Annotated in this window: 24 protein-coding genes and 1 tRNA gene; 9 read left to right on the top strand and 16 right to left on the bottom strand. The window is 62.2% G+C overall.

Annotated elements, in window-relative coordinates:
* Positions 1–27 precede the first annotated feature (27 nt).
* Entirely contained in the window at positions 28–1,137 is a 1,110-nt protein-coding gene (nadA, locus tag BN32_RS12815) for a quinolinate synthase NadA (RefSeq protein ID WP_019198608.1), read from the bottom strand.
* A 312-nt stretch (positions 1,138–1,449) separates the two neighbouring features.
* Here nadA and acuI point away from each other — a divergent pair, with 312 nt between their 5' ends.
* Positions 1,450–2,436: an acrylyl-CoA reductase (NADPH) gene (gene acuI, locus BN32_RS12810; protein WP_019198607.1), complete on the top strand. Its 987-nt coding sequence runs from the start codon at positions 1,450–1,452 to the stop codon at positions 2,434–2,436.
* 140 nt (positions 2,437–2,576) lie between these two features.
* A complete protein-coding gene (locus tag BN32_RS12805; protein WP_019198606.1) occupies positions 2,577–3,116 on the top strand; it encodes a hypothetical protein in 540 nt (179 codons plus the stop codon).
* A 111-nt stretch (positions 3,117–3,227) separates the two neighbouring features.
* Here the strand turns inward: BN32_RS12805 and BN32_RS12800 are convergent, their stop codons facing one another.
* From BN32_RS12800 to BN32_RS12785, 4 genes are all read right to left on the bottom strand, one after another.
* Complete coding sequence (locus tag BN32_RS12800; protein ID WP_019198605.1) at positions 3,228–5,912, bottom strand: DUF2339 domain-containing protein; 2,685 nt, start codon at positions 5,910–5,912, stop codon at positions 3,228–3,230.
* Positions 5,913–6,000: 88 nt separating this feature from the next.
* Positions 6,001–6,984 (bottom strand): NUDIX hydrolase, encoded by a 984-nt coding sequence (locus BN32_RS12795; RefSeq protein ID WP_019198604.1) that lies wholly within the window; start codon positions 6,982–6,984, stop codon positions 6,001–6,003.
* 111 nt (positions 6,985–7,095) lie between these two features.
* Positions 7,096–7,602 carry a tyrosine phosphatase family protein gene (locus BN32_RS12790; protein ID WP_019198603.1) on the bottom strand — a complete coding sequence of 169 codons (507 nt, stop codon included), beginning with the start codon at positions 7,600–7,602 and terminating at the stop codon, positions 7,096–7,098.
* 78 nt (positions 7,603–7,680) lie between these two features.
* The gene (locus BN32_RS12785) at positions 7,681–8,298 is read right to left on the bottom strand and encodes a YfbR-like 5'-deoxynucleotidase (RefSeq protein ID WP_019198602.1); all 618 of its coding nucleotides are present in this window, start codon (positions 8,296–8,298) and stop codon (positions 7,681–7,683) included.
* Between the two features lie 139 nt (positions 8,299–8,437).
* Here BN32_RS12785 and BN32_RS12780 point away from each other — a divergent pair, with 139 nt between their 5' ends.
* On the top strand, positions 8,438–8,674 hold the full coding sequence (locus tag BN32_RS12780; protein WP_019198601.1) for a hypothetical protein: 237 nt from the start codon (positions 8,438–8,440) through the stop codon (positions 8,672–8,674).
* Between the two features lie 4 nt (positions 8,675–8,678).
* Here BN32_RS12780 and BN32_RS12775 read toward each other — a convergent pair whose 3' ends face one another.
* Positions 8,679–9,293, bottom strand: coding sequence for a DNA-3-methyladenine glycosylase I (locus tag BN32_RS12775; RefSeq protein WP_019198600.1), 615 nt, complete (start codon positions 9,291–9,293; stop codon positions 8,679–8,681).
* Positions 9,290–10,171 (bottom strand): CAF17-like 4Fe-4S cluster assembly/insertion protein YgfZ, encoded by an 882-nt coding sequence (ygfZ, locus tag BN32_RS12770; RefSeq protein WP_019198599.1) that lies wholly within the window; start codon positions 10,169–10,171, stop codon positions 9,290–9,292. The genes BN32_RS12775 and ygfZ overlap by 4 nt, the downstream gene beginning before the upstream one ends.
* A gap of 160 nt (positions 10,172–10,331) precedes the next feature.
* On the opposite strand from ygfZ, the gene BN32_RS12765 reads away from it, so the two are divergent.
* Positions 10,332–11,666: a dihydroorotase gene (locus BN32_RS12765; protein WP_019198598.1), complete on the top strand. Its 1,335-nt coding sequence runs from the start codon at positions 10,332–10,334 to the stop codon at positions 11,664–11,666.
* A 777-nt stretch (positions 11,667–12,443) separates the two neighbouring features.
* Here BN32_RS12765 and BN32_RS12760 read toward each other — a convergent pair.
* From BN32_RS12760 to BN32_RS12745, 4 genes are all read right to left on the bottom strand, one after another.
* Positions 12,444–12,710: a hypothetical protein gene (locus BN32_RS12760; protein WP_019198597.1), complete on the bottom strand. Its 267-nt coding sequence runs from the start codon at positions 12,708–12,710 to the stop codon at positions 12,444–12,446.
* Between the two features lie 181 nt (positions 12,711–12,891).
* Positions 12,892–13,269, bottom strand: coding sequence for a TIGR02301 family protein (locus tag BN32_RS12755; protein WP_040426422.1), 378 nt, complete (start codon positions 13,267–13,269; stop codon positions 12,892–12,894).
* A gap of 52 nt (positions 13,270–13,321) precedes the next feature.
* A complete protein-coding gene (locus tag BN32_RS12750) occupies positions 13,322–13,750 on the bottom strand; it encodes an NUDIX hydrolase (protein ID WP_019198595.1) in 429 nt (142 codons plus the stop codon).
* A 2-nt stretch (positions 13,751–13,752) separates the two neighbouring features.
* Positions 13,753–14,223: a hypothetical protein gene (locus BN32_RS12745; RefSeq protein WP_019198594.1), complete on the bottom strand. Its 471-nt coding sequence runs from the start codon at positions 14,221–14,223 to the stop codon at positions 13,753–13,755.
* A gap of 120 nt (positions 14,224–14,343) precedes the next feature.
* On the opposite strand from BN32_RS12745, the gene BN32_RS12740 reads away from it, so the two are divergent.
* The gene (locus BN32_RS12740; protein WP_019198593.1) at positions 14,344–15,117 is read left to right on the top strand and encodes an SOS response-associated peptidase; all 774 of its coding nucleotides are present in this window, start codon (positions 14,344–14,346) and stop codon (positions 15,115–15,117) included.
* A gap of 15 nt (positions 15,118–15,132) precedes the next feature.
* Here the strand turns inward: BN32_RS12740 and BN32_RS12735 are convergent, their stop codons facing one another.
* The 4 genes from BN32_RS12735 to BN32_RS12720 are packed head-to-tail and all read right to left on the bottom strand — an operon-like array spanning position 15,133 to position 18,668.
* Positions 15,133–15,729: an NUDIX domain-containing protein gene (locus BN32_RS12735; protein WP_019198592.1), complete on the bottom strand. Its 597-nt coding sequence runs from the start codon at positions 15,727–15,729 to the stop codon at positions 15,133–15,135.
* Between the two features lie 32 nt (positions 15,730–15,761).
* Entirely contained in the window at positions 15,762–16,220 is a 459-nt protein-coding gene (locus BN32_RS12730; protein WP_019198591.1) for a GNAT family acetyltransferase, read from the bottom strand.
* Positions 16,217–17,644, bottom strand: coding sequence for an FAD-binding oxidoreductase (locus BN32_RS12725; RefSeq protein ID WP_040426420.1), 1,428 nt, complete (start codon positions 17,642–17,644; stop codon positions 16,217–16,219). The genes BN32_RS12730 and BN32_RS12725 overlap by 4 nt, the downstream gene beginning before the upstream one ends.
* 37 nt (positions 17,645–17,681) lie before the next feature.
* Positions 17,682–18,668 carry an L-threonylcarbamoyladenylate synthase gene (locus BN32_RS12720; protein ID WP_019198589.1) on the bottom strand — a complete coding sequence of 329 codons (987 nt, stop codon included), beginning with the start codon at positions 18,666–18,668 and terminating at the stop codon, positions 17,682–17,684.
* Between the two features lie 98 nt (positions 18,669–18,766).
* Here BN32_RS12720 and BN32_RS12715 point away from each other — a divergent pair.
* Together BN32_RS12715 and BN32_RS12710 are read left to right on the top strand one after the other, a co-directional pair.
* Positions 18,767–18,843: transfer RNA gene (locus BN32_RS12715), tRNA-Pro, on the top strand.
* Between the two features lie 165 nt (positions 18,844–19,008).
* A complete protein-coding gene (locus BN32_RS12710) occupies positions 19,009–19,431 on the top strand; it encodes a helix-turn-helix domain-containing protein (protein WP_152343825.1) in 423 nt (140 codons plus the stop codon).
* Positions 19,432–19,456: 25 nt separating this feature from the next.
* Here BN32_RS12710 and BN32_RS12705 read toward each other — a convergent pair whose 3' ends face one another.
* Positions 19,457–19,882, bottom strand: a complete 426-nt coding sequence (locus tag BN32_RS12705; RefSeq protein ID WP_019198587.1) for a transcriptional regulator — start codon at positions 19,880–19,882, stop codon at positions 19,457–19,459.
* 655 nt (positions 19,883–20,537) lie between these two features.
* On the opposite strand from BN32_RS12705, the gene BN32_RS12695 reads away from it, so the two are divergent.
* Together BN32_RS12695 and BN32_RS12690 are read left to right on the top strand one after the other, a co-directional pair.
* Entirely contained in the window at positions 20,538–21,167 is a 630-nt protein-coding gene (locus BN32_RS12695; protein WP_019198584.1) for a TetR/AcrR family transcriptional regulator, read from the top strand.
* 29 nt (positions 21,168–21,196) lie between these two features.
* Positions 21,197–22,060: a crotonase/enoyl-CoA hydratase family protein gene (locus BN32_RS12690; protein ID WP_019198583.1), complete on the top strand. Its 864-nt coding sequence runs from the start codon at positions 21,197–21,199 to the stop codon at positions 22,058–22,060.
* The last annotated feature ends 2 nt before the right edge of the window (positions 22,061–22,062 follow it).

The raw sequence follows: 22,062 nt of genomic DNA, 5'->3' as shown, positions 1-22,062 counted from the left end.
TTAGCCAATTCTGCCGGAAGATCCGGCTCAGTTCTTCAGATTGATCATGCGTTCCACCGAACGCCGGGCCTTGTCGATGATCATCGGGTCGATGGTCACTTCCTCACGCATGTAGATCAGGCTGTCGAGAATCTTCGGCAGCGTGATGCGCTTCATGTGCGGGCACAGGTTGCACGGCTTGACGAACTCGACGTTCGGCAGTTCGGCCTGCACGTTGTCCGCCATCGAGCATTCGGTGACCATGACGATCCGCTTCGGCTGGTGCTTGCGCACCCAGTCGATCATGTGCGCGGTCGAGCCGGTGAAGTCCGCCTCCGCAAGAACGTCGGGCGGGCATTCCGGATGCGCGATGATTTGCACTGATGGGTCGGCTTCGCGATAGGTGCGCAGTTCGTCGCCGGTGAAACGCTCGTGCACTTCGCACGCGCCTTTCCACGCAATGATCTTCACGCTTGTTTTCGAGGCGACGTACTTCGCCAGATACTGGTCGGGCAGGAAAATCACGGTCTCGGCGTTGAGGCTTTCCACCACCTGCACGGCGTTCGACGAGGTGCAGCAGATATCGACCTCGGCTTTTACGTCGGCCGATGTATTGACGTAGGCCACCACCGGCACGCCGGGGAAGCGCTCGCGCAACAGGCGCACGTCCGCGCCGGTGATGCTTGAGGCCAGCGAGCAGCCGGCGCGCGAATCCGGGATCAGCACGGTCTTGTCCGGGTTCAGGATCTTCGAGGTCTCGGCCATGAAGTGCACGCCGCACTGGACGATGACCTTCTCCTTCACCTTCGTCGCCTCGCGGGCGAGCTGCAGCGAGTCGCCGCCGATGTCGGCTACGCAGTGGAAGATCTCCGGCGTCTGGTAGTTGTGCGCCAGGATCACAGCGTTGCGCTGCTTCTTGAGATCGTTGATCGCCTTCACGTAAGGCGCCATGAACGGCCACTCGATCTCGGGAATGACGTCTTTCACCTTGGCGTAGAGATGCGCAGTGGCGCGCCCGACCTCGGGCGTCCATTCCAGCGAGGGCATCGGCAATGCGCGCGCACGCTCCGCATCAGTGACGCGGGCGCGGGCCACGCTCTCGGCGCGGCGGACGGGCATCCCGAAATCGTCGGGACCGTAAATTCCGGTAATCGGCATCGCAGCCTCCTGAAGTCACCTAATATACTCAATTTGAGCATATTGGGGCTTTGAGAAATCCGGCCTTTTGGGCCGGCGTTCCAAACTCGGTTTCCCCTGCTCGTCAGGCAAAGTCATTATACTCAAAACGAGCAAAACAAATATAGCAGGTCGGCCCCGGGCTCGCCAGAGGTGTGTTCGGAATTTTCCGCATGGCGGAAATGCATCTGCCCTCAACCCATGCGATCCTGAGGCTAAGGGCTTGGCAAACCGGGCCGGAGCCGCCAATCAGGGGGCCGGATTCAATCGCACAAGAAAAAACGGAGATCGGGTTTGGCAACCTTCAAGGCAATCAGGATCGACAAGGCCGACAAAGGCACCACGGCAGCGCTGACGCAGTTCGACGAAGCCGAACTGATGGAAGGCGACGTCACCGTCGCGGTCGAATGGTCCACGGTGAATTACAAGGACGGCCTCGCCGTCACCGGCAAGTCGCCGGTGGTGCGCCGTTTCCCGATGATTGCCGGTGTCGATTTCGCGGGCACGGTTCTGGAATCGTCGCATCCCGGCTGGAAGGCGGGCGACAAGGTGGTTTCCACCGGCTGGGGTCTGAGCGAGACTCATCTCGGTGCGTATGCAGAAAAGGCGCGCGTCAAAGGCGACTGGCTGGTGCGGTTGCCCGATGGCATGACCGCGCGTCAGGCGATGGCGATCGGCACGGCGGGGTTCACAGCGATGCTCTCGGTGATGGCGCTGGAGAAGCACGGTCTCACGCCGAAGAACGGTCCGGTGATCGTGACCGGTGCTGCCGGCGGCGTCGGTTCGGTGGCGGTGGCGATCCTTTCCAAGCTCGGTTTTCACGTCATCGCATCGACCGGCCGCGCGGCCGAGGCGGATTATCTGCGTGACCTCGGCGCAGCCGAAGTGATCGACCGCAACGAACTGTCCGGACCGGCCAAGGCGCTCGCCAAGGAGCGCTGGGCCGGAGGCGTCGACAGTGTCGGGTCGACCACCCTGGCCAACCTGCTGTCGATGACGAAGTACGGCGGGGCCATCGCCGCATGTGGTCTGGCGGCCGGTATGGATCTGCCGTCGTCGGTCGCGCCTTTCATTTTGCGCGGAGTGTGCCTTTTGGGCATCGATTCCGTGATGTGCCCGATCGAGCCGCGCAAGGCCGCCTGGACGCGCATCGCGAAGGACGTGGACCACGCGAAACTTGCTGAAATGACTACGGAAATCGGCCTTGGCGAAGTTTTCGATGCGGCTCCGAAAATTCTCGCCGGGCAGCTTCGCGGCCGGACGGTGGTGAAAATTTCCTGAGGACGTTCAGACTTTGCAAACCATGGTGCTCCAATGTTGCCATGGTTGGTATGGTAATCACCGGGTTAAGGCGTAAACCGCCGGGCGCTTCGCCCGGCCGGTTCTTCTGAATCCGCAGTTAGTCAGTTGGAGTAGCCCGTATGCTCGTCCGCATCGTTCTCGGAGCCGCGCTGGCCTGTTCGGCTGCAGCGCCAGTGTTCGCTGAAACCCTGAACGCGGACGAAGCCCGCAGGTTCGTCGCCAACAAGATGTTCGCCTTCACCTGCTTCGACGGCACCAAGGGCGTTGGCAAGATCACGCCGGATGGCGCGGCGGCGGGCGCGGTGCAGTTCAGCGGCGCCGGCGAGACACGTCATATGCGGCTGCCGTCCAACACGCTTCAGGTGCGCGGCCAGCAGATCTGCGCATCGATCAAGGGCATTCCCTTCGAGCCCTGCTTCAACCTGAACAAGACCGACAATGTCAGCTTCCGCGGATCGGTGTCGGGCATGGGCTTCGCCTATTGCGATTTCCGCAAGCACGGCAATGCGCGGGTGTTCCTCGCGCGTTCGATCTCGCGTCCGCGCTCGCTGCGCGCGCCGGGGACTCAATCGGCGGACGCGACACCGCGCGCCGAAGTGCGTCCGGCTTCGGTTCGCAGCGAACCGGCGCTTGAGCTGCGCCGCTCCGCCAGCGAGTAACTTCAAGGATACTGCTTCGCCGTCATTGCGAGGAGCGCTTGCGACGAAGCAATCCAGTCTTCTTGTTGCTTCTGGATTTCTTCGCTTCGCTCGCAATGACGAACAAGTGGATTACGCCGTCGTGCTGTCCACAGCCGGCGGCGTTCTCGTCTGCCTGAACAGGATGCGCTGGTACAGCCATCCGATTGCCACCAGCACCAGTCCCAGACCGATGAACGAGAACGCCCGGTAGGCCCCGGTCAGGTTCGACATGTCGATCAAAAACACTTTCAGGATGGTGATGGCGATCATCACCGCCGACGCAAGCCGCGCGCGTTGCGACGGCATCAGCAAACCGATCCCCAGTAGGACCACGCCGAACACCAGCCACGCCACCGAGTAGGTGTACTGCTCGGCGTCGAAGGTGCGGAAGCTGTTCAGGTAAGGTCCGTGATAGAGGTGACGGATTTGCAGCGTGATGTAGGCCAGCGCAAGGACCAGCGCACCGGCCGCGATGGTGTTGGCATAGGTCGCTGCGCGGCGTCCCGCCACCGCATAGGACAACAGCAGCGCGAGGATCGCCGGGATCGCGTAGCCGAGGATCAGCGGGTTGATGAACGTGCCCGATATCTCGATGCTGCGCAGCAGCGGATTGGCGATACCGAACAATCCAAGCACAACCGCGAGGCCCGCGAACCATGTCAGCAGCAGCGCCCCGGCGTTATGAATGACGCTGCCTGTCCGGATGCGAAGCCGCTCCAGTCCGATCGCCATCGCGAGTGCGACGCAGACCTGAAGGCCGACTTCGATCAGGCTCGACGATGTCCGATAGATGTCGCCGTTGTTGATGTAGTGGCGGATCTCGGTGAAGGCGAGCAGCACAGTGAACAGGATCGCGGCGGCTTCGACGCTGCGCAGCGGGCCATCGTCGCCGCGACGGCGCAGGAAAATGCTGCCAAGCCAGAACGAGGCTGCCGGAATGCCGTAGCCGAGCAGCAGCCAGTTGAAGATCGGCGTGGTGCCGAGATCGTTGCCGGCGATGCGCGGCTCGTGGCCGATCCGCAGCACAACGATGCCCGCCAGAATTGCTGCGAGCGCACGCAGGAACGGGATCGGCCGCTTCATGGAAATCCATGCGGTGCCGAGCGACATCAGCGCGAGTGCGATGGTGAGCCAGCCTTTTTCCAGTGCGAACGTAAATGACAGCGCCAGTGCGGCGAGCGTACCGGTGGCGAATATCGCGGTTGAGATCATCTGGCCCGGCCGTGCGTCACGCTTGGTCAGAAGTTCAGTCGCTGCGGCGAATGCACCGGCGACGGCAATGGCGATAATCGCGAAGGGGATCGAACGATCCAGATGCGCGATGCGCGCGTAGAGCGCGACCAGCAGCGCCAGCGGTGTGAACACACCGGCCGCCGCCCAGATCACGGGAATAATTGCACTGATCGAGCGGCCTTGTGCGAGGAAACCTGCCGCGCCGAACGCCACGCCGAAGCCCGCCGCCGTGATGAGATGCATGCTGATCGAACCTTCGTCGGCGCGCGTGCCGATACCGGGCATCGCGCCGCCGGGCATCACTGTGAGTTCGGGATTGGCGCGGATCGCCCATTCGGCAAACACGGCGAACACGAACAGCGCGGCTGCAACGATGGCGCCAGTGGCGCTCTCCGCGCGCCAGGCGATGGCGAAGGTGGCCGCGACCAGCAATGCGAACACAACCATCGCTGCATCGGCGTGGTTGTTGCCCAGCACCAGCGCCGTGGCGCCGAACAGGAACATCGCGAGCGATATCGACGATACAGGCTCAACCCGGCCTGGCTCCGCCGACGGGCCGAACATGAATCCGGCGACCACCAGAACTGCGGCGAGCGCGAAACTCACAATGATATCGAACGCATGCGGACCGAGCGTATCGGCACGGACGATATCGAACAGCATCCAGGCCGCACCGAATACGATGGTGGTGACGGCGAGCCAGCGCCACAGCCGGATACGTGCAAGGCCGAAGGCGGCGGCAGTCACGATGGCGATGTAGATGTAGAGCGCCCAGTAGTCGGGTTTGTCTGACGACACCAGCACCGGCGTCACGAATGCGCCGACGACACCGAGCCCCGCGAGAGCCGGACCATGCAGAAGTGCTGCGGCGAGGGTGCCGAGCGCGACCGCACCGAGCAGGACGAATGCGATAGGCGGCGCGAGGAAACCGTAGAGCGCGTAGGACGCGTACACCGTCGCGAATGCGACCGCGGTTCCGGCCGCCGTGAGAATTGCCGGGATGTTGGCAATCGGCAGCGGGGCGATGGACGAGAGGCTTTCCTTGCGGCGCGCGAATTCGCCGACAGCGAGCAGCGCCAGAGCCAACAGGCCGCCGAGCAGCACGCGCACCTTGGGGCCGAGCAGGCCGGCCTCGATGGAATACTTGACGAGAAACACACCGCCGAGTGCCAGCGTCAGCCCGCCGACCCACACAACCCAGCGCGTGCCGAGGCGCTCTTCGAGTCCGGGGCCTGTTTCGGCGGGTGTTGCAGGCGCTGCCGATACCACCTCGTCAACTGGTCCCGTGTAGGGCGCGTTCGCTGGCGGCAATGGGGGCGGCGTGACGGGTGCACGTTCGCTTGTGTCGGTTTCGGTTGCGGTTGTCTCCGGCACGATCGGCGGGGCGACGGAGGAGTCCGCCGTCAGCGGTGTGGGGCGCGCGCCGCTTGCGAGCGAGGCTTCGAGCTGCGTTAGCCGCGCGTTCAGTTCGCGCGACGTGTTGTTGGCTTTGCGTGCAAGAATTAAAGCAATGAGGGCAAGGACCAGCGCAATAAATTCCATCGTTCCTCCTTGCGCGATCCGCCTGCGCCTGGCGCAGGCTTCGGGTCGTGCGAAAATTCAAGGCGGCCCCGCATGCGAGGCCTTATTTTTAACGGCGTCCGCGTACGCGTAGTCCGGGTGCGGGCCGCTCCTGCAACACTTCGCGGCGGAAGCGAAACAGCGCAGCAGGCCGCCCACCGGTCTGTGTCGACATCTCGCCGGTCGGTTCGACCAACGCACCGGCCTCCACCAGACGGCGGAAATTCTGCTTGTGCAAATGACGCCCCGAGATCGCCTCAACGGTCCGCTGCAAGTCCGTTAGTGTGAACTCCGGCGGCAGAAGTTCAAACACCACCGGGCGATATTTCAGCTTGGCACGCAGCCGCGCGATGGCGGTCGCCAGAATTCTGCGGTGATCGAACCGCATCGGCGCGCCGAGCGCAGGCATCGTCTTGCGCGCCAGCGCCGCGGGGCGCTCGTCGCGCCGGGATTCCTCGATCAGGCCCGCCTCATAGAGCAGTTCGTAGCGGTCAAGCACGCGCTCTTCGTCCCACTGCGCCCCGTGGGTGCCGAAATAGAGCCGCACACGGTCGCCGCGCGTCAGCGCGCGCTCGGGTTCCGGCTTCTCGGATTGCGCCGCCCAGGCCTCAAGCGCGGGAAGAATCTCCTTCTCGATCACCGCCGGGCGCTCGTCGCGCCAGTCCTCCCACGGAAAGTAGCGGTACCACGGCTTGAAGGTCGCCCCCGCCACCTGCGGCTTCGAGGTGCTGTCCGCGGCGCGCGTCAGCGCGAGATATCCGACCGAGGCGACATGGGCGTCGGTGTCGCTGCGCTGGGCGTGGCGGCCGCGGTCGCCGAATGTGTAAAGCTGTTCGACATAGCCGAGGCGCAGGCCGGTCTGCTCCTCCACCCACGACCGCAGCCCGATTTCCAGCGTGCGATGTGCGACCGCGTCGAACGGACCGAAGGGAAGCCCTTCAAGAGCGTCGCCGTTGCTGCCGGATGCGGTCAGGATCGACGGTTCGTTGCCGTCGATCGACACGATCGCCGCCGTCAGTCCGATCTCGATCGGTGTGAGGATTTTATCGGTCATTGTGCGAGAGCCTCGTCATTGCGAGGAGCGCAGCGACGAAGCTTCGCTCGCAATGACGGATGATCTCCAAAACAGCTTGTACGGCCTGGCATCCGGGATGAAGCCGCTCTCTCATTCGAGGTCGACCCGGAACGGCCGGCCCTCGATGGTCATGTTGCCCGGACCCATGGCGTCGAGCGCGCGGACCATGCGTCCGTCACGCCCGAGCAATTCATCGGCTAGCGTAACGATCAGACGGTTGGGATACGCACTCGGCGATGCCGCGCGGATCTGCCGGGCGATGGAGGTCTCGTCGCGATTTGGATTGAGCGCGCACGCGGCCATGAACGCACTTGCGGTGGAGCGGCTGATTCCGGCGTAGCAATGAATGACCATGGGCGCCGCGCGATTCCATTTGCGGATAAAAGCCAGCGCCCGTTCGACATGTTCATGCGACGGCGCGGTGAATCCGTCCGCGGGCTCGTTAATGTCGTCCATCTGGATGCGCAGGTGATTGGCTTCCAGCACCGAGGCCGGGCGCACCACCTGGGCGACATTGGCCATCACGGTCAGGATGTGTTGCGCCCCGGTGGCCTCGACGGTCGCGGGCAGGGCGGCGAGCGAGCAGACGTGAATCATGGCGGTCCTTATGTTCCGCCCGAGTATATGCCTGCTGTCTTCGCTCGTCATGCTGCACGGCAAACATGCCGTGGATGATTATGACAAAAGCGCCTTGAATCGTGCGAGGAATTGCTTTTCGGCGCGACCGGCGGACCATGGAGTCACATAATCCTTTTCCGTCGCGGCGGGCAGCTTGGGATCGCGGCCGAACAGGCGCCTGGCTTCGGCCTGTGCGAAGCCCGCAAGGTGTGTCGCTTCCAGATAGGCCGCGCCCATGTCGGCGGCCTTGATCTGCTGTTCGATTTCGGCAGGGAGCGCGGCGGGCAGGCCAAAGCGAATGTGGATCGCCGACAGCAGCCGCTTCTCGACGATCTTGTAGGAACCGCCGATCACCGCCTTGAACGGCGAGATCATGTCGCCGATGACGTATTCCGGCGCGTCGTGCAGCATCGCCGCCAGCCGCACGCGATGATCGACGCGCGGCGTCTGCTGGCGCAGCACGGCTTCGACCAGCAACGTGTGCTGCGCCACCGAGAAGATGTGCGCGCCGTGGGTCTGCCCGTTCCAGCGCGCGACACGCGCGAGGCCATGGGCGATGTCCTCGACCTCGATGTCGAGCGGCGAGGGATCGAGCAGATCGAGGCGGCGGCCCGACAGCATGCGTTGCCAGGCGCGGGCCGATTGCTTGTGAGGATCTGTTTTCTTTGCGGTCATGTGAGGATGAGAATCGATTGTTGATGCGACGCGTGCGGGACGATTTGATAGCATCAAACCGCAAGCCGGGCATCGCCGAAACCGAACCCTTGGGTGTAGACTGCGTCTGAGTCAGGCCCCGCCCGCAGAGGTCATTGGTATGGTAGCGCCTCCGCAAGATACGCCCCGACGCAAGCGGCTGCTGAGTTTCAAGACCGCGCTCACGCCGATCTATCTGCTGGCGCTGGTCAATGCCATCGTGTGCTGGACGATCGCTTGGGTGTTCTGGGACCGGTTCGAGTTTTCCGCGACGTTGCTCGGTCTCGGTGGTTTTCCGATCGTGGTCGCGGTCTGCGCGTATCTCTATCTGCTGACCAAGAAGGTCGAGCGGAAATAGCGCGTCAGCGCCGCTTCGGTTTCTTCATTTTCCCGCATTTGCCGTGGCAATGGCAGGTCACGAGATGATCGTTGACCATGCCGGTGGCCTGCATGAAGGCGTAAACGATGGTCGGCCCCACGAACTTGAAGCCGCGCGCAACAAGCTCTTTCGACATCTTCGTCGAGACCGGCGTTGCTGCGGGCACCGACGCCATGGTCTTGAAATTGTTGACCTTGGGCTTGCCGTCGACGAAGTCCCACAGGAACGCTGAAAAGCCCGGACCTTCTTCCAAGATCTTCAGATAGGCTTTCGCGCCGTTGACCGTGCCTTCGATCTTGGCGCGGTTGCGCACAATCCCGGCGTCGTTCATCAGCGCGGCGACTTTCTTGTCGCTGTAGCGTGCGATCTTGGCAGGCTCGAAATCGTCGAACGCCTTTCGGAAATTGTCGCGCTTGCGCAGGATCGTGATCCACGACAGCCCGGCCTGAAATCCGTCGAGGATCAGCTTCTCGAACAGCGCGCGGTCGTCGTATTCGGGCACGCCCCATTCGGTGTCGTGATAGGCCATATAGAGCGGATCTTCGCCGGGCCACGGGCAGCGGACCAACCCATCGTCGTGCAGACGCGCGCCTTTCATGCGGACGCCTGCTTCGGCGCAGCCTTCACGTCATCGGGCGAAACGAGGCTGATCGGCAGGCCACCGGCGGTGAGCGCCAGTCCCGCATCAAGCGCATCGGAGACGCGATCGGTGCGCAGCAGGGCAAGGCCAAGGCCGTTGGCGGACGAGCCCATGGTGCCGACGGACTTGTCACCCGCATTCACCGGCAGGCCGATTTCCGGCACCGAGCCTTCGAGCCGCACTCGGATGGTGCGCGTCCGCGCGGTGCCGCGATGCTGCATCCGGGAGACGACCTCCTGGCCGACATAGCAGCCTTTGTCGAAATCGACGCCGTGCAGACGGTCCATGTTGGTTTCGTGCGGGAAGGCGTCGCTGTAGATGAAATCGACGCCGCCGCGCGGCACGCCGCAGGCGATGCGGTGCGCCTCGTACGCGTCACTTTCACTCACCTCCGCGCCGATGGCGGCAGCGGTCTCATCCACCAGATCATCCGGTACGAAGACGCGCCAGCCGAGCTGCGGATCGCGCGGGTCTTCGAACGCGAGGTCGGGCTTCATCGCGGGCGTACCGCCCCACGCGGCCATCACACCGAGTTGCGATGACAGGTTGTCGACGGTGACCTTCTTCCGCAGCTTGTAGAATCCGAGTTTGGTGGCGAAGGCCTGAGCCAGCGCCAGCGGAACGTCGAACACGAAGCCGCCGCCATGCGCTTCCGGCGCTTCGGTGAGGAGAAAGTCCACGATGATCTTGCCCTGCGGCGTCAAGAGCGCACCGAACCGGCCCACACCGGGCCGCACCAGTTCCACATTGGTGGTCATCAGCCCGTCGAGGAATGCCCTCGCATCTTCGCCGCTCACTTTGACGACGCCGCGATCCGGCAGAAACGCTGCTTTCATAAGGCTTTCTCGGTTCTCTCGGTATTCATTGGGGATATGCATCCCGCAGGTATGACACCGCAACGTAAGGCGCTAAGGTGCGGACAACAAGGCCCGCGCGGCCCTGCGCAGACTGTATTGGATGCGCAGAATCAGCCCAACACCAGACGAGTTTCGAGCATTGGCCCAGACATTTGATGTGATTCTAAAATCCGGCACCGTGGTCAACCAGGACGGCGAGGGGATCCGCGATATCGGCATCTCCGGCGGGCGGATCGCGGAAATCGGGGCGCTCGGTGGGGCCAGTGCAGGTGAAGTGATCGACTGCAAGGGCCTGCACATCCTGCCCGGCGTGATGGACACGCAGGTGCATTTCCGCGAGCCGGGTCTCACCCACAAGGAAGATCTGGAAACCGGATCGCGCAGCGCGGTTCTGGGCGGCGTTACCGCCGTGTTCGAGATGCCGAACACCAATCCGCTGACCGTGACGGAAGAAGCCTTCACCGCGAAGGTGAAGGCCGGGCATCACCGGATGCATTGCGATTTCGCCTTCTTCATCGGCGGCACCCGTGAGAACGTCAATCATCTGCCCGATCTCGAACGCGCGCCGGGCTGCGCCGGCGTCAAGGTGTTCATCGGATCAAGCACCGGCTCGCTGCTGGTGGAGGACGACGACAGCCTGCGCCGTATTTTCAAGGTGATCCGCCGCCGCGCCGCGTTTCATGCCGAAGACGAATACCGCCTCAACGATCGCAAGCATCTGCGCATCGAAGGCGATCCGCGCTCGCATCCGGTGTGGCGCGACGAGGACGCGGCATTGATTGCGACGCAGCGCCTGGTGAGGCTGGCGCGCGAGACCGGCAAGCGCATCCATGTGCTGCACATCTCGACCAAGCAGGAAATCGAGTACCTGCGCGACCACAAGGATGTCGCCTCCTGCGAGGCGACGCCGCATCATCTCACCCTCGCAGGCCCCGAGGCCTATGAACGGCTCGGCACCCGCGCGCAGATGAATCCGCCGGTGCGCGACGCCAGCCATCGCGAAGGCATCTGGCGCGGCATCGAACAGGGCATCATCGACGTGCTCGGCTCGGACCATGCGCCGCACACGCTGGAAGAGAAGGACAAGGTTTATCCCGCCTCGCCGTCCGGCATGACCGGCGTGCAGACGCTGGTGCCGATCATGCTCGATCATGTGAACGCCGGAAAGCTGTCGCTGGCGCGCTTTGTCGATCTCACCAGCGCCGGTCCGGCGCGGCTGTTCAACATTGCCTGCAAGGGCCGCATCGCCGCAGGTTACGACGCCGACTTCACCATCGTGGACATGAAGCGCGAGGAAACCATCACCAACAAATGGGTCGCCTCGCGCGCGGGCTGGACGCCTTACGACGGCGTGAAGGTCAAGGGCTGGCCGGTCGGCACCTTTGTGCGCGGCAGGCGCGTGATGTGGCAGGGCGAGGTCGCGACGCCATCGACTGGCGAGCCGGTGCGGTTTCTGGAGACGCTGAAGGCTTAGTGTCGGCGGGCCGTTATGGGGCACGGGATTCCAGTGTCTGTCATTCCGGGATGCGCCTCTTGGCGCAGGCCCGGAATCCATAATCTGGATTAGCCAGCGTAGCCCGGATGAAGCGAAGCGCAATCCGGGGCCGCTCACGCTGGTGCTGTCCGCATTTCGCTACGCTGTATGCGGGCTACAAGCCCGAAACATTTCGTGATGGCACGAACCCATTCCTTGACAATTTCATTGATAGGACTATATTCCTTCTTATCCTGCCCCGTTATGAGGGGCGTTTCGCGATCGTCACGATACGCGGGGCGGGATGCGGTGGCCGCTTGCGGCGTTCGGTTCGTGGCTGTGAAAAGCACCGCGAACGACGACGGCGCAGCAGCGGACGGCCAAAGTCGCGTGGTCCCGGCGTCGCGGTGCTGACGTCGAAAGGAGCGGGAGGGTCCGTCGTCCCTGTGGCGGTGGAAGTCACTCACGATCCAGAACGGTGGCGAAAGAGCCGTCCACCGGGGAGAGCGCGAACGAGGTCGTTCCAACCATTGCGTGCGGAACGCCGGATGCCTCCGGCGCAACCGTGGTGACGACACTCGTGTGCTTTCTACCTTGCACACGGGGCTGCGGATGCGCTCGCGCATCCGGCGTTCCGCGCGCCCTCAATCCTGAGAGGGCGGGACGTTCACCGCAAAACTCGGACGCAATCGCGTCGCGAGATCGCGAAGCTGTATCTGGAAATTGCAGACGTGATTGGAAATGGCTGTTTGAAAATCAAATCGGAGCGAGACGGGGCTACTGCCGAAATTCCACCACCGAAAATTCGCCGCTGCGGATGCGGCCGGCGAGGCCTTCGACGAACTTCGCCACCGCATCTTCGCCATAGGTGCTGACGAGTTCAGCGAACGCGGCGAACAGGCTCGCCTGCGCCAGGCAATCGCCATCGACGCCATCGTGACGCGCTTCCGCCCATGCCTCATTCAGATAGTTCAGCGCCGCCCGCTTCTGATCCTGATCGGGCGAAAGGCCGTGAGCGGACGTCCAAGGGTAGGAATGCGACATGAAATCAATTTGCCTGTGGAACGCGTCCGGCGGACTGCACGGTTGAAACTGCACAAGGAATAGCATGCAGGACGCGGCCCGCGAGCCGGTTCTTTAGGAAAGGTTAACGGCGGGAACGCAAGTTATTGCGTTATTTCCTGCATTTTCTTCCGGGCGCCGGAACGCCATCCACCGGAAAATGTCAGTTGGCGTAGCGCGCCGTCAGGTCCCGGGAGATTTTCGAGCCTTCTTCCAGGTAGCGGCGAATCGCGACATTCGCGGCCGGGGTGCAGGAGCGGTAGGTCTGCTGAAACCCGTTATAGCCGCGGTTGAAGCTCGCGATCATACGGCTGCGGCGCTCGCCGGAAGGTGTCTCGGCATCGACCAGCGCCTGCATCTCGGCGCGCCACTTCTGACCTTCATTGGTGCCGCAGATTCCGCGCAGGTAATGCAGCGTGCCGAGGATTTCGGCGAGCCTCTGCAAGTCGCCGTCGAACGGCGCAGCCGCGTCCTGGGCCCGGACCGGAACCGGACCGGCCACTGCCGCCACAAGGAAAATTGCGAAAATCCGCTTGATCATGAAGGCCGCCATATGCCCGTTCAACGGGCCGGAAGCAAGGCAAAGGCCCTCTTTACAGGCCCATCATGGCCGCGGCGGCCCGAATGGTTTCGTCCAGTCCCTGGGTGACCCGCAGGCCGTCGACCGCGGAGGAGGGCGAAAGCCAGCGGGCGTCGTCCAGTTCGTCGTTAAGCGCGACTTCATTCGCGACCCAGCGGGCGGCGAACGGCAGGACGACGAAATGGCCGTGGCCGCCGGTGCGGGCCGGCAGCGCTTCGCGGTAGCCGACAAGGCCGACGATCTCGATCACGAGGCCGGTTTCCTCGCGGATTTCGCGGGTCAGGGCGTCGGTCAGGCTTTCGCCGTACTCCACCCGGCCGCCGGGAAAGGTGTAGACGCCCTTGGCCGGCTCGCGGGCGCGGCGGACCAGCAGGATCTTGCCGTCGCGGAAAATGCCGGCGCTGACGGCCAGACGGGGACCGGTATGCGAGAAGTCTGCCACGGTCAGCGGTTCATGATCTGGTCGACGTCGTCAGCGTCGCTGCTGCCGCCGTTGATCATGGCCCCCGCCAGGGTGACGAGGGGCTTGATCCAGCCCGCGGCCTGTTCGGCGAGGATGGCGCGGGTTTCGTCATGCCGGGCCTGACGCATGGCCGCGCCCACCGACGTCAGGATCGAGGTCATGGTCGTGGTAATGTTGTCGAACTCGGTGCGCAGGGCAGGGTCGCTCGAATCATAAGCGCTGATGGCGAGATCGCGGGCCTTGAAATTCGAGGCCGCGAAGTGCTCGCGATAGCTCATGGGCTCCCAGCCGAGGAAGTCGTCGATGCATTCGGGGAGATCCGGGACCATTTCGAGAAGCATGATCGCCTCATTGAAATGATTCAGGTAATCGGTCGCCAGCCCGGTGCGGGGATTGATGTTGGCCTCAATCAGGCGCTGGGCGTGGGCGGCCGCATCGTCGGTGGGGGGCATTTCTTGCAAGGCTGATTTCGACATCGTCGTGGATGTTTGAGCATCTGAAGTTAAAGGTGGCTGAACAAGTTTTACTTATGTGTCATTTTCCACCGCAGATGACGTATTTCGAGTCTTTTTATGTGCGGGCGATACGTAATTGCGTCTAGTCCTGAAGCGCTGCGCCGCCTGTTCGGCTACAGCGAGCAACCCAATTTTCCGCCGCGGTATAACGTCGCTCCGACCCAGCCGGTACCGGTGGTTGTGCTCGAGAATGGCGCCCGTCAGTTTCGGCTGATGCGCTGGGGTTTCCTGCCGTCGTGGGTGAAAGACCCCCGCACGTTCGCGCTCATCATCAATGCGCGCGCCGAAACGGTTCTGGAAAAACCGTCGTTCCGCAACGCCATCAAGCGGCGGCGGTGTCTTCTTCCGGCGGACGGATATTACGAGTGGCAGGCGTCGCCGGCGCGCAAGCGTCCGTTTTTCATTCGCCGTCGTGACGGCGAGCCGGTCGCCCTTGCCGGTGTTGCCGAAACCTGGACAGGGCCGAATGGCGAGGAGGTCGACACCGTGGCCATTGTCACGGCCGCGGCGAGCCCGGAAATGGCTGCGCTGCACGAGCGCGTTCCGGTGACGATCGATCCGCCGGACTTCGATCGCTGGCTCGACGGCAGCGTGACCGAGGCGGACGAGGCGGTGGACATGATGGTCGCTCCGCCGAGAGGGACGTTCGTCTGGCACGAGGTCTCAACAGCGGTCAATCGCGTGGCCAACGACAGTGCGGACCTGATCCTGCCGTGCAGCGAAGAGGACATCGCGATTGCCGAGGCTGCGAGCCGCAAACAACCGAAAGAGTCGCCAAGAAAGGCCAAGGTCTCTGCGCCCGAGGACAACGGTCAGGGCTCGTTGTTCTGAGGCTCTTGGCCTCGATCACGTTGCGGGAGGGTCGCGGAAAATGTTCAGGGCCGCGTATTGTAGCAGCATAATCGTCTTGGCGTCGATTATACGGCCGTTCGCGATCATCGCGAGCGCCTCGGCAAACGGCAGTTCGAGCGTCTCGATATCCTCGCCTTCGTGGGCTAGGCCGCCGCCGTTTCCGATCTTCATGTCGGGCTGATATTCCGCGACGAAGAAGTGAAGTTTTTCGGTGACCGCGCCCGGACTGGTGAAGGCTTCGAAGATCTTTTGGACGGGGCCAAGGCGATAGCCGATCTCCTCTTCCGCCTCGGAGCGGACACGCGCTTCCGGTGCGGCATCGTCCAGCGAACCGGCCGGTGCTTCGACCAGCAGGTCATCATATCCATTGGCATAGGTAGGATAGCGGAATTGCCGGATCAGGAGCACGGTCCGGCGCGCAAGGTTATAGGGAAGAATCGCGACACCATCGCCGCGATCGAAGGTTTCGCGATGCAGTGTCTGCCATTCGCCGCTGGAGCGCCGCCAGTCGAAGGTTGTCGTCCGCAGCTTGTATCTGTTGTCAGAGAGCAGTCGGATATCTTTGATGCGAATGCGGTCGCTCACGCTCATGCAGGTCCCCAAAATTTGCCGGAGAGTTGTAGTCAGGGCGTCATCGGGCGGCCGTCGAGCCATTTCGCGTAGACGACGCGTTCCTGCTGATTGTAATCGAGTGTTTCGTAAAATGCCTGCACGCGGGTGTTGTCCGCGCGCACGAGCAATTGAAGCTTCTCGATGCCGCGTGTGCGTAACCAGTCTTCAGCTGCCGCCATGATCGCGCGCCCGTACCCATTTTTGTGATGATCAGGATCCACGGCGACGTAGTAGACCCAGCCACGGTGTCCGTCGTGGCCGACCATCACGGTTGCGACGATGGTGTTTCCATCGCGTCCGACCAGAACGTCTGAACTCGATCCTTGCCGTGCACGGACGATGTCTGAGTGTGGGTCATTCCAGGAGCGCGTCAGTTCGCAGCGCTCCCACAACGCGACGATCGCCGGAATGTCGGCGTCCTCCACGGCTGCGACGGCCAGATTGCTTTTCGGAACGGGTGGTTCGCTCACAACACCTTGCCCGGGTTCATGATGTTGTTCGGATCGAGCATTTTTTTGATCGAGCGCATGATGTCGAGCGCGACGGGATCTTTTACATTCGGGAGTTCATCGCGCTTCAGTACTCCAATGCCGTGCTCGGCGGAAATCGATCCGCCATGCTTTGCGACGACCGCATGCACCACGTCGTTCATCTCATGCCACCGGGCAAGATATGCTGCCGTGTCGGCCCCGATCGGCTGGCTGACGTTGTAGTGAATATTGCCGTCGCCGAGATGACCGAAGGCGAAAGGACGCGCACCGGGGATCAGTTTGAGCACGGCAGCATCGGCTTCGCGCAGAAAATCGGGTACGGCAGCGACCGGCACGGAAATATCGTGCTTGATCGATCCGCCCTCAGGCTTCTGTGCTGGCGAAATCACCTCGCGCAGTTTCCAGAACGCATTGCGCTGATCGAGATTGGCGGCGATCACCGCGTCGTTGACGATGCCGCCTTCCATGCCGTTGGTCAGGATCGCTTCGATGGTGTCGCGGGCATCGTCTCGGGGTGAGGAGATTTCCATCAGCACGTACCACGCATGCTGGCCCGGTAACGGCGCACGGATCGAGGGGCCGTGCTTCACCACGAAGTCGATGGCGATTTGCGGGATCAGTTCGAAGCTGGTCAGGTTTCCTGCTGCGATACTGCGGGAGATGTCCAGCAGCGTGAGCGCATCTTCCGGGGAAGCAATGGCGGCGAACGCCGTCTCGACGGAGCGCGGCTTCGGAAACATCTTCAGCGTTGCGGCAGTGATGAAGCCCAGGGTGCCTTCCGCGCCGATGAAGAGATCGCGCAGATCGTAGCCAGTATTGTCTTTCTTCAGGCTCGACAGGCCGTGCATGATGCGCCCGTCGGCGAGCACGACTTCAAGCCCGAGTACGAGGTCGCGCGCGACGCCATAGGCCAGCGCGGCGATGCCGCCGGCATTGGTGGAGAGATTTCCGCCGATGGTGCAACTGCCTTCCGCGCCCAGCGACAGGGGAAACAGCCGGTCTGCATCGGTTGCGCGTTGCTGCGCGTTGGCGAGGATCACGCCGGCTTCGACGGTCATCGCGTTGGACTGCGTATCGACCGCGCGGATCTTGTCGAGTCGCCGTGTCGAGACCACGACTTCGCCGTTGTGCGGCGTCTGTCCGCCGACGAGGCCGGTGTTGCCGCCCTGCGGGACCAATGCCGTCCGGGTCTCGCTGGCGAGTTTGCAGATCGCCGCAACCTCCGCTGTCGAGCCGGGCCGGAGCACGAGCGGCGAGTGCCCCTGAAACAGGCCCCGCTCTTCAGTCAGGTAGGGCGCAGCTTCATGCGGATCGGTGACCGCGTATTTGTCGCCGACAATCGCCACGAAGCGGGCCAGCAACTCGGGCGAAAGAACGGACGGCGGTGGCTGCACGATATTCATGTTCTTTTCTTTGTTCTTGCCCAAAATCCTGACGTGATCAGCTTCGCGGAACGGCGGCGCGTTGCAGGCGATCGTTGATAGCCTCGCCGAGCCCTTCATGCGGAACCGGCATCACCGCGATGGCGCGAGAACCTCTCGTGTCGAGTTCGCGAAGATAGCTGAAAAGATTCGCGGCGGCCTCCACCAGATCGCCGGCTTCCGACAAATTCATGGCGATGGCCCGCCCGGAGTCAGGGATGATGTCAGGCCCGAACGCCAGCAGCGCTTCGCCGGATTCCAGTTTGAGCGCGTTGAGCCGAACCGGCGTACGCGGCGCATAGTGCGAGGCCAGCATGCCCGGTGCGAGCGGATGAGTTTCCGATGTGCCGGGTTCGTCCGGCATCCGCGCAAGCTTTTGGCCCAGCACCCGCTCAATGTCCTCGCGGGGGAGACCGCCGGGCCGCAGCAGCAACGGCGTCTCGAAACAGCCGACGATGGTCGATTCGACGCCGACAGAAACCGGCCCGCCGTCCACGATCAGATCGATGCGCCCGGCGAGGTCGCCCAGGACATGCTCTGCAGTTGTCGGCGAGACGTGGCCGGAGATGTTGGCCGATGGCGCAACCACAGGCTTTCCGAAGGCGCGCAGAATATCGCGCGCTGCCGGGTGGGCTGGGATGCGCACAGCGATGGTCTCAAGTCCCGCGGTGGCAAGATCCGAAACCGGACAGGTGGAAGTCTTGGGCAAGACCAGCGTCAGTGGCCCCGGCCAGAAGGTTTCCGCGAGCCGAAGGCTTTTGTCGTCGAAACGGGCGATCTGCCGTGCGGCCGTTAAATCGCAGACATGGGCGATCAGGGGATTGAAGGAGGGGCGGCCCTTCGCCTCGTAAAGCCGGGCGACGGCGCGGGCATTGGTCGCATCAGCGCCAAGGCCGTAGACGGTTTCGGTCGGAAACGCGACAAGTCCGCCGCCCTCAAGGCAGCGCGCGGCGGTATCTGCTGCTCCATCGGCCGGGATTATCGCTGTATTCAAATCGAGTTTCATTGCGTGAGCCGCGCCATGGGTGGCGTTTCCGGAAGGGGTTGTCCCCTTATACAGCTTCTTGCGATCTGCGAGAGCCGACGCTATACCGGCGCCCATGTCGGAGTGTGGCTCAGCCCGGTAGAGCACTGCGTTCGGGACGCAGGGGTCGCAGGTTCAAATCCTGCCACTCCGACCAAAATCATGTTTAAAATCAAATACTTATAAGGTGGCGAGCACTGCGTTCCGAGCGCTGAGGGTAAGACTACGGTAAGATTACCGTATCGCAGCGTACCTCGCCAAAGTGCGCCTATTGGATCGCAGAAATCGCCGCCTTCACAATGCATGAAGTCAGGGGCGGCGAGTGGCGAATAGAGACACAGCATCGACCAATAATGCGCGCCTTGTGGCCTTCGGTAAGCTGCTGGAAAAATTGTCGCTGGAGAAAGGCTGGACAGCAGCCGATCTGGCCAGAGAGATGCAGAAGCACGCGCCGGAAGGCACTCTGATCGGGCGACATTTGCCGAGTGCCTATATGCGTGGTGCGAACGAACCGACCCAGAAGAACCTTTTATATATTTCTAAGGTGTTCGGGATGAAGCCGGAGGAACTGCTACCTCCGGCTCTGGCAGAGGGGGAGTGCCCCAACTTCGCTCAGGCGACCAGTACTCTTGATGGGCGTACGCGGATAGTCGTTGACGCCGAGGTCGACGCAGAGACTGGCATAAAGATTTTGGAACTCGTTCGAGAGGGACTGCTCTCGCCGACGCTGAAAGCAACTTCGTAGAAAATTGCTTCGCGCGAAGCTCGTACTAAGTTCGGTTGAACGAATCGCGAATTTGCTGGATCAAATTCATCGCCAATTCGGTGTCTAGTTCAGCATCAACTATCAAGCGAGTCTTCCCATCGAGGGAGGTGATAGCTTGAACCTGCGGTTTTAACAGGACTCTATTTCTCGGCAGCAGCAGTTCGCTTGGTTCTACTCCTAAGGCTCTGGCTATATATGAGAGGTTAGCGCTGCTCGGCTCGTTCTCCGCTCTACAATAAGCAGAAACAATGTGCCGTCCGATGACGTGACGCTTGCCGTTCCGTTTGCGATGGGCGTCCGGAACAAACTTGCTAGCCTCGCGAGCAAGGTCTGCTCCTGACCAATGCCTCTCTTGCAACATTCGATTGAGCCTCTGGGCAAAGGTAAGCAACCTTTGGCGATCGTGAGCTTCGTGTTGTGTCTTTTTCATCTATTGCGTCATCTTTGGCAGGACTTATGCATTACACTATCATACATACCTGCCAAGATGGTAAGACTACGGTAAGCCAACGTTCGCCGCGTTCTTGATCCTTCGGGGAGTTTTCGTGCCTATTTGTCGGTGTTGTTGAATACAGACGTAGCAATATCAAACACTTGCAAGTGAACTGATAGGTTCGGGACGCAGGGGTCGCAGGTTCAAATCCTGCCACTCCGACCAATAAAATCAATAACTTACAGGCAGGTCATTCAAGCGGATTTCCGCGGTTTTGGCCCGATATCCGGTCACGCGCACGGCCGTTTCGGGTGATCGGGATGGTGACGGCCGCAACCTGTTCCAGCATTCCGACTGATATAAAGAAGTCCGCCGCGTCCCCCGCTCGTCGACGCCTGCCCGTATAGCCGATGCCGGCCGTGTGCTCCGAAAATGTGACCATCAAGCCTGTTCGCGCGACGGCGCAAAAAAGCGCCCCTCGGCTTGACTGCTCACCGTTGCGAAATCAGCAAACAGCATTTCATGAGCAACCCGGCGCGTGTGGGCGAGCGCTCGCTTGGGTGAAACCTTCATTCCGATTTGACAGTCAGTAGTGACTGTGTATATTCGATTGACAGTCACATCTGACTGTCAACGGAATTTGGTCTGAAGCATGAAAACCGTGCCTAAATCCGAGCTTCCCATTCGCGCTTCCCAGCATGAAGCGACCCACAAGCGCATTCTCGATGCCGCGGTTGCGCTTCTTGTCGAGGAGGGAACTGCCTCGACGACAACTGTGGCCGTTCAGCAGCGCGCTGGCGTTAGCCGGGGCGCGTTGCTCCATCACTTCCCGACTCATGCAGAACTGCTTGCGGCGACGGTCGACGAGCTTGTCTGCCGAAACGAAGCTGCCGCACGCAAAGCGCTGGCGGGACTAACCGACAACGCCGATCCGATCGATCGTGCGACGCGTGCGCTTGCCGATGCGTTTGCGCAGCCTGCTTATCTCGCCGAACTGGAGCTATGGGCGGTGTCTCGTGCTGATCCGCAGCTGCGGGCAGCGCTGCGTACCGCTGAACGGCGCGCGCGTCGCGATCTTGATCGTGTGGTCAGCGATCTGTTCGCGCCCTTGAAGGATCGTCCGGCTTACTCAGTCGTTGTCGCGCTGACGACCGAATTCGTGCGCGGCCTCGCGCTGGCCGGTGTGCTGCGCAACGATCGCGCGCGCCGGGGCCGTCTTCTCGACGAATGGATTTGGGCGGTTCGCATTCTGCTTGAGCAGAAGCCGAACGTCTCGACTTAACCTTCCCTTTAACTCAGGAACAACTACGGATGACTGACTTCCAGACTCTTCGTTATGAAACGCGCGACCGCAAGGCTTACATCACGCTTTCGCGCCCCGACCGCCTGAACGCTATTGACGATCGCATGCCGCGTGAAATTCGCGCCGCCGTGGAACGGGCAGATGCTGATCCGGATGTCCACGTTATTATTCTCGCTGGAGATGGTCCCGCCTTTTGTGCGGGCTATGACCTCAAGAAGTTCGCTGAGGAAGGCAACAGCGAGTGGAACCAGGAGAGCCCCTCCTGGGACGTGATGCGGGACTACCGGGGGATGCGTCGCAATACCGACGACTTCTTCACGCTGTTTCGCTCCTTGACGCCTTCGATCTGCAAGATTCACGGTTACGCCGTCGCTGGCGGCAGCGACATCGCTCTGAGCTGCGATCTCGTTGTCATGGCCGAGGACGCCAAGATCGGCTACATGCCGGCGCGCGTCTGGGGTTGCCCGACGACTGCGATGTGGGTCTACCGCCTCGGGGTTGAGCGCGCCAAGCGAATGCTGTTCACCGGCGACAAGATCAACGGTCGCACCGCCGCTGAGTGGGGGCTCGTGCTTGAAGCCGTACCGGCCGATCAGCTTGACGCCCGTGTCGAAGCGCTTGCCGACCGTATCGCTTCGGTGCCGACCAACCACCTTGCGATGCACAAGCTTATGGTCAATCAGGCCTTGGACAACATGGGTCTGAACTCGACGCAGACGCTGGCAACGCTATTCGATGGCGTCACCCGCCATTCGGCCGAAGGGCGTTGGTTCAAGGAATTCGCAGAGCAGCGCGGTTTTCACGCTGCGGTCGAGTGGCGGGACTCCGGTCGGCCGATGCCCAACGGCGGTGGCCCAATTCCAAAGGAGTGATC

The organism is Afipia birgiae 34632 (assembly GCF_000308295.2).
GTDB classification, from domain to species: Bacteria; Pseudomonadota; Alphaproteobacteria; order Rhizobiales; family Xanthobacteraceae; genus Afipia; species Afipia birgiae.
Note: the sequence above shows the minus strand (reverse complement) of the source record. Positions and strands in the feature narration are given on the sequence as shown.

Bases quoted from the DNA above. Each gene is read 5' to 3' on its own strand.
- BN32_RS12755 (WP_040426422.1), bottom strand. From the start codon at position 13,269: ATGATCAAGCGGATTTTCGCAATTTTCCTTGTGGCGGCAGTGGCCGGT.
- BN32_RS12740 (WP_019198593.1), top strand. From the start codon at position 14,344: ATGTGCGGGCGATACGTAATTGCGTCTAGTCCTGAAGCGCTGCGCCGC.
- ygfZ (WP_019198599.1), bottom strand. From the start codon at position 10,171: ATGAAAGCAGCGTTTCTGCCGGATCGCGGCGTCGTCAAAGTGAGCGGC.
- BN32_RS12725 (WP_040426420.1), bottom strand. From the start codon at position 17,644: ATGAATATCGTGCAGCCACCGCCGTCCGTTCTTTCGCCCGAGTTGCTG.
- BN32_RS12735 (WP_019198592.1), bottom strand. From the start codon at position 15,729: ATGAGCGTGAGCGACCGCATTCGCATCAAAGATATCCGACTGCTCTCT.
- BN32_RS12785 (WP_019198602.1), bottom strand. From the start codon at position 8,298: ATGACCGCAAAGAAAACAGATCCTCACAAGCAATCGGCCCGCGCCTGG.
- BN32_RS12805 (WP_019198606.1), top strand. From the start codon at position 2,577: ATGCTCGTCCGCATCGTTCTCGGAGCCGCGCTGGCCTGTTCGGCTGCA.
- BN32_RS12745 (WP_019198594.1), bottom strand. From the start codon at position 14,223: ATGCCCCCCACCGACGATGCGGCCGCCCACGCCCAGCGCCTGATTGAG.
- nadA (WP_019198608.1), bottom strand. From the start codon at position 1,137: ATGCCGATTACCGGAATTTACGGTCCCGACGATTTCGGGATGCCCGTC.
- BN32_RS12800 (WP_019198605.1), bottom strand. From the start codon at position 5,912: ATGGAATTTATTGCGCTGGTCCTTGCCCTCATTGCTTTAATTCTTGCA.
- BN32_RS12720 (WP_019198589.1), bottom strand. From the start codon at position 18,668: ATGAAACTCGATTTGAATACAGCGATAATCCCGGCCGATGGAGCAGCA.
- BN32_RS12695 (WP_019198584.1), top strand. From the start codon at position 20,538: ATGAAAACCGTGCCTAAATCCGAGCTTCCCATTCGCGCTTCCCAGCAT.
- BN32_RS12780 (WP_019198601.1), top strand. From the start codon at position 8,438: ATGGTAGCGCCTCCGCAAGATACGCCCCGACGCAAGCGGCTGCTGAGT.
- BN32_RS12705 (WP_019198587.1), bottom strand. From the start codon at position 19,882: ATGAAAAAGACACAACACGAAGCTCACGATCGCCAAAGGTTGCTTACC.
- BN32_RS12760 (WP_019198597.1), bottom strand. From the start codon at position 12,710: ATGTCGCATTCCTACCCTTGGACGTCCGCTCACGGCCTTTCGCCCGAT.
- BN32_RS12690 (WP_019198583.1), top strand. From the start codon at position 21,197: ATGACTGACTTCCAGACTCTTCGTTATGAAACGCGCGACCGCAAGGCT.
- BN32_RS12795 (WP_019198604.1), bottom strand. From the start codon at position 6,984: ATGACCGATAAAATCCTCACACCGATCGAGATCGGACTGACGGCGGCG.
- BN32_RS12790 (WP_019198603.1), bottom strand. From the start codon at position 7,602: ATGATTCACGTCTGCTCGCTCGCCGCCCTGCCCGCGACCGTCGAGGCC.
- BN32_RS12775 (WP_019198600.1), bottom strand. From the start codon at position 9,293: ATGAAAGGCGCGCGTCTGCACGACGATGGGTTGGTCCGCTGCCCGTGG.